Raw genomic sequence first — 10864 nt, 5'->3', positions numbered from 1 at the left:
GGTTACTCGCGATGATAAGGATGATTGTTATTTAAGCTCCAGCCTCGGTAAAGGCTCTCTGCAACAATTATACGCACCAAAGGGTGCGGCAATGTTAAATTAGATAACGACCATTTTTGCTCAGAAGCTGCAATGCACTCTGGAGCAAGTCCTTCAGGTCCGCCAATAAGTAAACTTACATCGCGGCCATCGAGTTGCCATTTTTCCATATTTTTAGCAAGTTGGTGAGTATCCAGCGCTTTCCCTGTTACCTCTAACGTTACAATACGATTGCCTTTTGGAATAGCCGCTAATGTTTTTTCACCTTCAATGTGTAAAATACGCTTTATATCTGCATTTTTACCACGTTTCCCGGCTTGAATTTCAATTAACTCAAGGGCCATATCTTTAGGGAAACGGCGCTGATATTCTGCAAATCCCGTTTCTACCCATGCTGGCATTTTGGTACCAACAGCAATCATTTGTATTTTCACGTATTACTTCCAAGCATTGTCTAAAATAAGTGAGCGTTTAGCCCCACAGTTTTTCTAGATCGTAATAGATACGTGCTTCGCTTTGCATCACGTGTACAACCACATCACCTAAATCAACCAGTGCCCATTCGCCGTCGCCTTCACCTTCATAACCTAGTGGTTCTGAATCTGCATGACGCGCTTCTTTTGCTAAGTGATCAGCAATTGACTGTACGTGACGTTTAGAAGTACCAGAACAAATTACCATGTAATCTGTGATATCTGATGTCTTAGTTACGTCAATATGAACGATGTCACGCGCTTTCATATCGTCAATTTTATCCATTGCAAAGGCGAGTAGTTGTTTTGAATCCAAGGTTTTGTCTCAATTTAAAAATTTAATGGCGCGCATTTTAACACGCTAGGAGTTTTTAAGCATCAATTTGATAGAGCTGATGCATTTGTATGTAATGACTCACTGCATCGGGCAATAGTTCATTCTTTTTATTACTTATTTTTAGCTGCTTGCGAATAGTACTTGAGGCCGCATCGAGCATTTCACCAGGTAAAAAATAAAGTTTACCGGCAAGTGACTGTTTAAGTGTTGCTGTTTCGTCCACATTTGCGTGCTGCATATAGCTTTTTAGCTCGCCATTAACAGTGCAATGTTGAGCAGGGCGCTGGTACACCACAATATGACAAAGTTGGGTTATTGCTTGCCACTCAAACCATTTATCCAGATTATTAAATGAGTCCATACCAATTAAAAATAAAATAGGTGTAGTGGGGTGCTCCTTACGAAGTTCTTGCAAGCTCAGCAACGAGTACGATGGACCCGTTCGGTTAAGCTCTCTTAAATCGAGTTCAAAATGAGGATAAGGTGCAATAGCTGCGTTTAGCATATTAACTCGATGCTGCGTACTAATACCCGGCGCAGCTTTATGTGCAGGGAGTGCACACGGCATAAAATAAAGCGTATCTAAATTAAACGCATTAACGCATTGCTGCGCCATATTTATATGGCCTAAATGGACTGGGTCAAAGGTACCACCAAAAATTGCGATCATTTAACACCCATTAGCTATTTATTAATTAGCCGTGTGGCACGGCATAGGAATGTTAAGCGGCTGGCAAAATTTAATGCAAATATGTGCAAGCGCTTGGTAAGGTGCTATTAACTTACCTTGCTTATAACTGGCATCAAACAACGCTACATCACTATTTATTTGCTCTAGTGTGTGCATGTTTAACCGGTTAATAGCATTTTGAACAGGGCCTTGTTGGTTTTTCCAAATAGCCTTTTGTTTAAATAAATTAGCAATAGGCTCGCCATTTAGTAAACCAAGTTGCACGCTTATTAGTGTATTAAGCTCTTTGGTAATTGCCCACAAAATGCTCACCACTTCGGTGTTATCGCTCGCAAGTTTGTTTAATACTTTTATAGCTTGTTTAGCGTGACCATTTAATAGTGCATCACTTAAATCAAAAATATCAAACTTGGCTTGGTTTAAAAGCCCTTGCATCACTAATTGCTGAGTAATTAAAGCATTGCCGTGCAGTAGTGAGAGTTTTTCAAGCTCCTGAAAACACGCTAATAAGTTACCTTCAGTGGCATTAATTAAGCTTACTTTGGCGTCGTTTTGTACATTGAGCGATAAACGTTGGCATTGATCGTCAAGCCATCGTTTTACATGCGTGCCTGTAAGCGGGTAACAAGGAACAAATACACCTAGTTTATCAAGGGCTTTAAACCATGCACCACGTTGTACTTCTTGGCTGGCTTTAGCACCTTTAACAATTAAAATAGTATCGGGATTAACCAGTTCAACCACTTTTTTAAAGGTGTTGCTGCCAATAACGCCTGGTTTTTGTTGGTTTAAATCAAGCTCAATAATAGTGCGCGCGCTAAACAACGACATGCTTTGATACTGAGCTATAATTTCTTGCCAATCGAACCCTTGCATTAAAGTAAACTTAATTACCTCATCAAACCCTTGCTGCTTAGCAACGTCACGAATTTGCTGTACGCATTGCGCTTCTTGAAAAGGCTCTTCCCCAAATACTAAATAAAAGGGCTTTAGCCCTTTATTTAGTTCACTCGGTAGTTGATTAGCGTAGCAGCGCATTATAGTTGCGACAGCTCTCTAACAATACGACGACCAGCTTGCTCACGAATCTCGCTAATGAGTAGCTCAAGCTCTTTTGCTTTTGCTAATGCATGATCCGGATCGTCTTGGTAATTACGGTACAGTTCAAAGCGTTTTTCTATCGCTTTTTCACCTGGTCGTTTAACTACATACGATACGCCATAAGCGAGCTCGTATTCAGCAACCTGACCATTTTGAAACAACGAAAGTGTTTGGCGTTCGATAGTTTCTTTACGTAAATACAATTGAGCTTTATCTTTAGCTGACGATACTAGCTTTACGTTACTCGCTTTAAGTTCTTTTTTAAGCTCAGTAAATAAAGTCGATTTTTCGTCATCGCCTACAAGTGTTAGTTGTTTTAAGTTATCAGGCAAGCTAGAGGCTTTTTTCAAATGAAAGCCACAGCTTGATAACAAAAAACAGACTAGCACTAAGGCTAGTCCATTTTTAATGGCGTTAAATGCAGCCATATTAGTTAGCTACCACGTTAAGTAGTTTGCCTGGTACGTAAATAATTTTACGAATAGTTGAGCCATCTGTAAATTTAGTGACGTTAGATTCAGCAAACGCAAGGGCTTCTACTTGCTCTTGAGTTGCACCAGCGGCAACCGTTAACTTAGCGCGAAGTTTGCCATTTACTTGCACGATGATTAATTTTTCATCTTCAACAAGTGCCGACTCGTCAACTTTTGGCCACGCAGCATCTAAAATCTCGCCTTCTTTGCCAAGCTCTTTCCAAAGCTCATGCGATAAATGCGGAGTAATAGGGGCAAGCATAATAATAAGTGCTTCAAGCGCTTCGTTGGCAATAGCTACATCTTGCTTGTCGCTCAGTGGTGCTTTTAATAACTTATTAGAAAGCTCCATAATAGCGGCAATAGCGGTGTTAAAGGTTTGACGACGTTCAACATCATCAGTCACTTTAGCAATTGCTTTGTGTAAGTCACGACGTAATACTTTTTGTGGGTTTGTTAGCGCTGATTTATCAAGTGCTTGGTAACCTACTGTTTTAACATCTACCGCGTATTTCCATACACGTTTTAAGAAACGGTGTGCGCCTTCTACGCCCGAGTCTGACCATTCAAGCGTTTGCTCTGGTGGTGCTGTAAACATCATGAATAAACGCACTGTATCTGCACCATACTGGGCAATTACATGTTGTGGGTCTATCCCGTTGTTTTTAGACTTAGACATTTTGCTCATGCCTGATGAAAATACCGGCTCACCGTCTTCTTTATGCCATGCTTTAGTTACGCGGCCTTTATCGTCAGTTTCGGTATTTACATCAGTTGGCGAAATCCAAATGTCGCCGCCCTTTTCATCTTTACGATAAAATGTTTCAGCAAGTACCATACCTTGACAAAGTAAGCGGTCAAACGGCTCGTCTGAGTTTACTAAACCAAAGTCACGTAATAATTTATGGAAAAAACGCGAGTACAATAAATGTAAAATTGCATGCTCAATACCACCAATGTATTGGTTTACTGGTAACCAGTAGTTGGCAGCTGCAGGATCTAGCATACCTTCGTCGTAGCGTGGGCTACAGTAGCGTGCGTAGTACCAAGACGACTCCATAAAGGTGTCAAACGTATCAGTTTCGTGAAACGCAGGTGCGCCATTTACTGTTGTTTTAGCCCACTCTGGGTCTGCTTTAAGCGGTGACGTTACACCGTTCATTACTACATCTTCTGGTAAGCGAACAGGTAGCATATCTTCTGTTGCAGCAAGTTCTTTACCATCTTCATCGCTAAGCATTGGAATTGGAGAACCCCAATAGCGCTGACGGCTCACACCCCAGTCGCGTAGACGGAAGTTTACTTTACGCTCACCAACGCCTAGTGCTTCTAATTTGTCGGCAATGGCTTTAAAACCTGCTTCAAAATCTAGACCGTTAAATTCACCCGAATTTACAAGTACGCCTTTATCAGTAAACGCTTCTTCTTTTAGGTTTACTTCAAGGTCTGAACCTTCAGCAGGTGCAATAACTTGTTTTATATCTAGGCCATACGCCGTTGCAAATTCAAAATCGCGTTGGTCGTGTGCAGGTACTGCCATTACAGCGCCTGAGCCGTAATGCATTAATACAAAGTTAGCAACCCAAATTGGTACTTGCTCGCCCGTTAATGGGTGAGTGGCGTAAAAGCCTGTTGCTATGCCTTTTTTCTCCATGGTTGCCATGTCTGCTTCGGCAACTTTGGTGTTTTTGCATTCTTCAACAAACATTGCAATAGCATCGCTATTTTTAGCGGCTTCTTGTGCAATAGGGTGGCCACCGGCAACAGCAACATACGTAACACCCATAAAGGTATCTGGACGAGTTGTGTATACGCTAAATGTTTCGTCGTTATCGGTGCGTTTAAATTCAATATCACACCCTTCAGAGCGGCCAATCCAGTTGCGCTGCATTGTTTTAACTTGCTCTGGCCAATCTTCTAACTTGTCTAAATCGTCAAGTAGCTCTTGTGCGTAGTCAGTAATTTTAATAAACCACTGTGGAATTTCTTTTTGTTCAACCACAGCACCCGAACGCCAACCGCGACCGTCAATAACTTGCTCGTTAGCGAGTACTGTTTGATCCACTGGATCCCAGTTAACTGTCGACATTTTTTTATACACTAGGCCTTTTTCGTAAAGCTTAGTGAAAAACCACTGCTCCCACTTGTAGTATTCTGGATGACACGTCGCAATTTCGCGATCCCAGTCATAACCAAAACCTAATTGCTTAAGTTGGGTACGCATGTAATCAATATTTTCGTATGTCCACTTAGCGGGTGCTGTTTTGTTTTTAATAGCAGCGTTTTCTGCAGGTAAACCAAACGCATCCCAACCCATAGGTTGCATTACGTTTTTGCCTTGCAGGCGCTGGAAACGAGAAACAACATCACCAATGGTGTAGTTACGCACATGACCCATATGCAGTCGACCACTCGGATAAGGGAACATAGAAAGGCAGTAATACTTTTCTTTGCTCTCATCTTCAGTGACTTTAAATACCTGGTTTTCTTCCCAGTAGCTTTGTACTTTTGACTCTATATCTTGCGGGTTATATTGCTCTTGCATCTATGGTTCCAGACTTCTTGCAAACTAATAAAAAATTGCCGTTAGGATACCCCAAATAAAACACTATTCACAGCGTCAAAAACATGCTTTTATTAAATTGTAACTTTCAGTGCAGGTTAACCTGCTTTTTTATAGTGTGGTTAGCTAAAAACATAAGTTACAGACTGATTTAACAGCAATTTTGAAGGAGTAAAAAATGACTGATTACAAAACATGGCTTAGCAGTTTTACCCATTGGATAAAAGATGTGAAAGAGCATGGTTTAAAAGATGTGGTTTCTGGGTTTGTTGAATCTGAGCAGGCGCTTAAAGATTTAAGTCAAGAAAGATATGAGCTCTATAAAAGCTATTTAAAGAATGATATTGAACATATAGTAGAGAACGAATCACACTATAATTCGCTTGCATGGCAAGAGCTTAAAGAGTCTCTTTGGTTTGAACTTTCGCACATAGAAGATAAAACCCAGCTTGAGTGGCAATCTTTAAGTCAAGATTTTAAGCACAATGGTGTGTATCACGCAGGCGAATGGATAGCCATGGGCACATTAGTATGTAAGAATTGCACCCATAGTTACGATGTTTATCACGCTACACAAATTACACCGTGTATTGAATGTGATGGAATCTATTTTAGTCGTAAGGCACTGCACCCTTAAATATAAGTATTAAGTGGCTGCGGGCCACTTAATACGCCCAAAGGCCAGCGAATATGCTGGTAAAAAAAGAAGTTAGAATGACGAAAAAATTGCTGCCACTATCTGTTTCAAAGCTCGCACCGAGTATATCTACTAATCACGTAAACACGTGCATGAGCAATCCATACCCAGAGCAACTTACGTTTATAGGCCAACAACGCGCCCAAAGTGCTTTAGATTTTTCATTAGGGATGGAACTGCCGGGTTATAACGTTTATGTAATGGGCGAGGCTGCTCACGGGCGTTTTACGCTTGTTAAAGATAAACTTAAGCAACACGCAAAAGACCGCTCAACGCCAAACGAATGGTTATACGTAAATAATTACGATGATCACAGAGAGCCCATTGCATTGTTTATGCAACCAGGACAAAGCAAGCAACTTAGTGACGACATAGATTCATTTTTAGATGAAGTGCTCGACACCTTTCCTGCTGCATTTGATAACCCAGCGTATCAGCGTAAGAAAAAATCAATCGACCGTGAATTTAACGACGCCTACGACAGTGCTATTACCGCAGTAGAAATTGCGGCGTTTGAGCAAAGCGTTGCATTAGTAGAAGAAAAAAATTCAGTCGGGTTTGCACCACTTGTAGATGGTAAACAATTAAGCGACAGCGAATTTGGCGAACTTGAAGAAACGTTACGTGAAGAGTTTTTTGAAAAAATTGAAAAGCTAGAAGATGCATTAATAGAAGCGTTAATAGAGCTGCCACGTTGGAAACGCGAATCAAAAGAAAAACAACGTAACCTTAAAAAGTCGACAGCAGAGCAAGCCACTAAACCACTTTTAAAAGACTTAGAACATAAATACGCAACTCATATTGGCGTACTGCGTTACTTAAAAGATATTCGCGTTGAAATTATAGACGCGGTACTTGAATGGCTCGATGACGAAGACGAAAGTGAAGAAAGCAAAGAAGACTTTGACCGAAAAGGCATGCTTACCGACTTTTTTGCACCTAACATTTTAGTTGAGTTTAAAGAAGACGACGCAGCACCGGTTGTGTACGAGCCTAACCCAACGTTTGGCAATATATTTGGCAAAATTGAGTACTCAACATCGCAAGGCTCTTTAATTACTTGTTATCGCTCAATTCAGGCAGGTGCATTACACCGTGCTAATGGCGGCTATTTAATTATGGACGCTGAAAAAATCATGGCAAACCCACAAGTGTGGGATGGTTTAAAGCTCGCGTTAAAAACACACCAAATAAAAAACGATTTACCGTACCAAGACAGCACAGTAGGGACGAGCTTTACACTTCGCCCGCAGCTTATACCGCTTGATGTAAAAATTATTTTATTAGGTTCGCGTGAGTTGTACTACACCATAGGTGAATACGACGAAGAATTTGCAGAGCTATTTAGAGTATTAGCCGACTTTGATTACTACTTGCCAAGTAGTGATAAATTGCAATATCAGTTTATTACTAAAGTAACCGAGTATTGTGAGCAAACATTAAAGTGCACTGCAACGCAGGCTGCTATGGTGCGTTTACTTAAATTTAGTTACCGCCAAGCTGAGCATCAAAATAAATTGTCAGCGCGTTTTGCTGATGTACTTGAGCTTATTGCAGAAGCGAGTTACTACGCAAAACAAGATAAATTAACTGTTATTGATGCGCACCATATTGACGAGGCCATTGAGGGTAAGCAATACCGTACCGGCCAAATTAGCGAAAATATGCTAAGTGACATAAAAGAAGGTCACACACTTATTGCAACCGACGGCCAAGCCATTGGTAAAGTAAATGGCTTAACCGTATTACACATTGGCGATACCTCGTTTGGTACACCAGCGCGTATTACCGCAACGGTTTATGCTGGCGCCGATGGTGTAATAGATGTAGAGCGCGAAGCCGAGCTTGGTAAAGCAATTCACTCAAAAGGCGTTATGCTACTTACCGGCTACCTTGGTAATAAATATGCGCAGCACTTTAGCTTAACGCTTAGCGCTAATATTGCTATTGAGCAAAGCTATGGTTACATAGATGGCGATAGCGCATCTTTAGCAGAGTTGTGTGCGCTTATATCGTCTATTACAAGCCTACCTATTAGCCAATCTATTGCGCTTACCGGCTCTATTAACCAACACGGCGATGTACAAGCCATTGGTGGCGTAAACGAAAAAATAGAAGGCTTTTTTAAACTGTGTAAAATGCGTGGTTTAACAGGTTCGCAAGGCGTTATCATTCCTAAATCAAACCAAGTTAATTTAGTGCTTGATGACGAAATACTTAATGCGGTTGAATCGGGTAAATTTAATATTTATGCAGTAGAAACCGTAGACCAAGCGCTTAACTTGTTAATGGATATAGAAGCTGGCGATATTATTGATGACCAGTATCCAGAAAACTCAGTAAACGGGATTGCACTTGCTCGTCTTAAAGAAATTGCCGACATAGTTAATGGCGATGATGACGACGAAAAAGACGAAGAGTCAGATAACGAAAAGTAAAACAATGAAAAAGGTTAATGATGATCAATATAATTTTGGCGGTGGTTATCGCCATTTTTTGTTTTTTAATATTTCAAAATAGTAAAAAAGCAAAACAACAAGCAGGCATAAATGCACAAATAGGTGCAGATTACTTAGCCGCTAACGCAAAAGTAGAGGGCGTGGTCGAAACCGCATCTGGCCTACAGTATAAAGTAATCCATAAAGGCGATAGTGAAAACACACCAACCTCAAAAAGTATGGTTAACGTGCATTACCATGGCACACTAATCGACGGCACTGTGTTTGACAGCTCAGTAGAGCGTAAAACACCGATTAGCTTTGGTTTACACCAAGTTATTAAAGGCTGGACTGAAGGCTTACAACTGATGAGCCCAGGCGACAAATACACGTTATACGTACCGCATCAATTAGCGTACGGCGAAAAACGGGTAGGGAGTATTCCTCCTGCCTCAGTACTTATTTTTGAAGTAGAGTTACTGGCAATTGAGTCTTAGTAATTAAATTAAATAACAAGGAAGTAAATTATGAATAAAGATGAATTACTTAAAATAGCCAAAGGTGATATTAACTTTACCTTTCAATCTATTATTTATGCATTGGCGCTATGCTTACTCGTTGCAGCTGTTTTTTTACTAGAGATGAGCGTTAACCTACAAATGGGTTTAATAGTTTGTATTATCGGTGTGTTTGGCATGACTATTTATAATAATTTAAATACTCGCCTCAATGCAGCGCTTGCTCTTATTGCGCTCTCGCAAGATAGCCAGAGCACTAAGTAACGAGTTAGTTTAATAAATTGGTATAAGCCCTACTTTAATAAAGTGGGGCTTTTTGCTTTTAGCTAACAATAAAATTTACTTAAGGATTTTAATACGAGGTCGATACCTATAATAGTTACAAAGCTATTTTAGGGATAAAATAATGAAGATTTCACCGACTCCCATTCCATACCAAGTACACAACCCAAATACTCAACCTTTAGCGCAATCAGATAAACTATCTGTTGAAAAAGCGAGTGGAGAAAATAGCGAGGAAGAGAATGAAGAAGAGCCAAAATATGTGTTATCTAAGTTTCTAGATACCAAAGCGCAAGAATATAGTGAAGATAACGCTACGTTTAGCAATCAATATAAAAATCTAGAAAAAGTATACAAGCACTTTACTGGGCGAGTTATTGCGCTGCAAGAACAAATTAATAAACTTAAACAAAGCCCAGTACAGCGAAGTTTAACCATAGATAGCAGCGCCAATGAGATAAATAAAAGTGATGCCAATTTAACTTTAGATGCAGAGCACTTAGGCTCTAAAAAATATAAAAACACGCAACAACAAGAGCAAATAGACATGCTAGAGCTGCAACTTGGAGAGTTGAAATCAGAGCAAGCGGCAGTAAAACAACAAATGGTTGAGTTGGTTATTAGTGAAATGAAAAGGCGAGGCGACGACTATACTATTTAGCGCCACCAACATGCTGGTGGGTTAGCTTTTAAACTCAATTTTACTCACTTCTAGTTCAAACTCACCTTCTTGCTTACCTGCAATCATAAAGCCTAGTTGTTTAATATCATCAAAATCAATAGTTGGTTGTTGCTCAAGCATGCGACCGCGATACGTTAAAGTAAAATCACTTGGAGCAAAGTTTATATCTACCCATTCATTTTTTACTGTTTTAAATGAATGAGTGTACGCTGCGCCATCAAGAGAATTAGTTGTTCTGAGCCTAAGATGATAAGTTTGCCCGTCACCCTTAACACGCAGCGCTATAGCTTTAATATTTTGGCTTTGTGTATTTAGCTCTGTACGTATTGATGCAAAACCGCCGTTATTATCAAGCGAAACATTGCCTGTAAACAGCAAACTTTCTTGAGTTTGTGTGAATTGGCTATTAGATACACCGCCCATTACTGAGTCGTTAACAACGTACCAGCGCTGGTTTGCATTAGCTTGCGCACTTACAACTAATAAATTAAATACAAAAAGTGATGATAGTTGTTTGGTGATCATGGCTTACTCCTAAGTACTTTAAGCTTATCAATACGGATAAACATA

Annotated in this window: 12 protein-coding genes; 5 read left to right on the top strand and 7 right to left on the bottom strand. The window is 40.2% G+C overall.

The features are described 5' to 3' along the window. Nucleotides 1–2 precede the first annotated feature (2 nt). Genes rlmH through leuS form a run of 6 tightly spaced genes read right to left on the bottom strand, consistent with a single transcriptional unit; the run spans nt 3 to nt 5659 of the window. Nucleotides 3–473: a 23S rRNA (pseudouridine(1915)-N(3))-methyltransferase RlmH gene (gene rlmH / locus GQR55_RS01250; RefSeq protein ID WP_007585562.1), complete on the bottom strand. Its 471-nt coding sequence runs from the start codon at nt 471–473 to the stop codon at nt 3–5. 37 nt (nt 474–510) lie between these two features. After that, nucleotides 511–828, bottom strand: a complete 318-nt coding sequence (rsfS, locus tag GQR55_RS01245) for a ribosome silencing factor (protein ID WP_165728920.1) — start codon at nt 826–828, stop codon at nt 511–513. A 55-nt stretch (nt 829–883) separates the two neighbouring features. After that, nucleotides 884–1519 carry a nicotinate-nucleotide adenylyltransferase gene (gene nadD, locus GQR55_RS01240; RefSeq protein WP_166419148.1) on the bottom strand — a complete coding sequence of 212 codons (636 nt, stop codon included), beginning with the start codon at nt 1517–1519 and terminating at the stop codon, nt 884–886. A 21-nt stretch (nt 1520–1540) separates the two neighbouring features. Next, the gene (gene holA / locus GQR55_RS01235) at nt 1541–2578 is read right to left on the bottom strand and encodes a DNA polymerase III subunit delta (RefSeq protein WP_166419147.1); all 1038 of its coding nucleotides are present in this window, start codon (nt 2576–2578) and stop codon (nt 1541–1543) included. Next, a complete protein-coding gene (lptE, locus tag GQR55_RS01230; protein WP_165739920.1) occupies nt 2578–3069 on the bottom strand; it encodes an LPS assembly lipoprotein LptE in 492 nt (163 codons plus the stop codon). The genes holA and lptE overlap by 1 nt, the downstream gene beginning before the upstream one ends. 1 nt (nt 3070) lies before the next feature. Next, entirely contained in the window at nt 3071–5659 is a 2589-nt protein-coding gene (gene leuS, locus GQR55_RS01225) for a leucine--tRNA ligase (protein WP_166419146.1), read from the bottom strand. A gap of 196 nt (nt 5660–5855) precedes the next feature. Here leuS and GQR55_RS01220 point away from each other — a divergent pair, with 196 nt between their 5' ends. The 5 genes from GQR55_RS01220 to GQR55_RS01200 all read left to right on the top strand — a co-directional run bounded on the left by GQR55_RS01220 (nt 5856) and on the right by GQR55_RS01200 (nt 10273). Next, entirely contained in the window at nt 5856–6314 is a 459-nt protein-coding gene (locus GQR55_RS01220) for a zinc ribbon-containing protein (RefSeq protein ID WP_007585575.1), read from the top strand. A 77-nt stretch (nt 6315–6391) separates the two neighbouring features. Continuing rightward, nucleotides 6392–8812 carry an AAA family ATPase gene (locus GQR55_RS01215; RefSeq protein WP_240916822.1) on the top strand — a complete coding sequence of 807 codons (2421 nt, stop codon included), beginning with the start codon at nt 6392–6394 and terminating at the stop codon, nt 8810–8812. Nucleotides 8813–8832: 20 nt separating this feature from the next. Next, nucleotides 8833–9309, top strand: coding sequence for an FKBP-type peptidyl-prolyl cis-trans isomerase (locus tag GQR55_RS01210; protein ID WP_166419228.1), 477 nt, complete (start codon nt 8833–8835; stop codon nt 9307–9309). 30 nt (nt 9310–9339) lie between these two features. Beyond that, nucleotides 9340–9594, top strand: a complete 255-nt coding sequence (locus GQR55_RS01205; RefSeq protein ID WP_166419144.1) for a hypothetical protein — start codon at nt 9340–9342, stop codon at nt 9592–9594. A gap of 142 nt (nt 9595–9736) precedes the next feature. Further along, nucleotides 9737–10273, top strand: a complete 537-nt coding sequence (locus tag GQR55_RS01200) for a hypothetical protein (protein ID WP_166419143.1) — start codon at nt 9737–9739, stop codon at nt 10271–10273. Between the two features lie 21 nt (nt 10274–10294). Here the strand turns inward: GQR55_RS01200 and GQR55_RS01195 are convergent, their stop codons facing one another. Continuing rightward, a complete protein-coding gene (locus GQR55_RS01195) occupies nt 10295–10819 on the bottom strand; it encodes a CIA30 family protein (protein WP_166419142.1) in 525 nt (174 codons plus the stop codon). Between the last annotated feature and the right edge of the window lie 45 nt (nt 10820–10864).

The sequence above is a fragment of the Pseudoalteromonas sp. Z1A8 genome, from assembly GCF_011378855.1.
Classification (GTDB): domain Bacteria; phylum Pseudomonadota; class Gammaproteobacteria; order Enterobacterales; family Alteromonadaceae; genus Pseudoalteromonas.
Note: the sequence above shows the minus strand (reverse complement) of the source record. Positions and strands in the feature narration are given on the sequence as shown.

Bases quoted from the DNA above. Each gene is read 5' to 3' on its own strand.
- nadD (WP_166419148.1), bottom strand. From the start codon at position 1,519: ATGATCGCAATTTTTGGTGGTACCTTTGACCCAGTCCATTTAGGCCAT.
- holA (WP_166419147.1), bottom strand. From the start codon at position 2,578: ATGCGCTGCTACGCTAATCAACTACCGAGTGAACTAAATAAAGGGCTA.
- lptE (WP_165739920.1), bottom strand. From the start codon at position 3,069: ATGGCTGCATTTAACGCCATTAAAAATGGACTAGCCTTAGTGCTAGTC.
- leuS (WP_166419146.1), bottom strand. From the start codon at position 5,659: ATGCAAGAGCAATATAACCCGCAAGATATAGAGTCAAAAGTACAAAGC.
- GQR55_RS01220 (WP_007585575.1), top strand. From the start codon at position 5,856: ATGACTGATTACAAAACATGGCTTAGCAGTTTTACCCATTGGATAAAA.
- GQR55_RS01215 (WP_240916822.1), top strand. From the start codon at position 6,392: ATGACGAAAAAATTGCTGCCACTATCTGTTTCAAAGCTCGCACCGAGT.
- GQR55_RS01210 (WP_166419228.1), top strand. From the start codon at position 8,833: ATGATCAATATAATTTTGGCGGTGGTTATCGCCATTTTTTGTTTTTTA.
- GQR55_RS01205 (WP_166419144.1), top strand. From the start codon at position 9,340: ATGAATAAAGATGAATTACTTAAAATAGCCAAAGGTGATATTAACTTT.
- GQR55_RS01200 (WP_166419143.1), top strand. From the start codon at position 9,737: ATGAAGATTTCACCGACTCCCATTCCATACCAAGTACACAACCCAAAT.
- GQR55_RS01195 (WP_166419142.1), bottom strand. From the start codon at position 10,819: ATGATCACCAAACAACTATCATCACTTTTTGTATTTAATTTATTAGTT.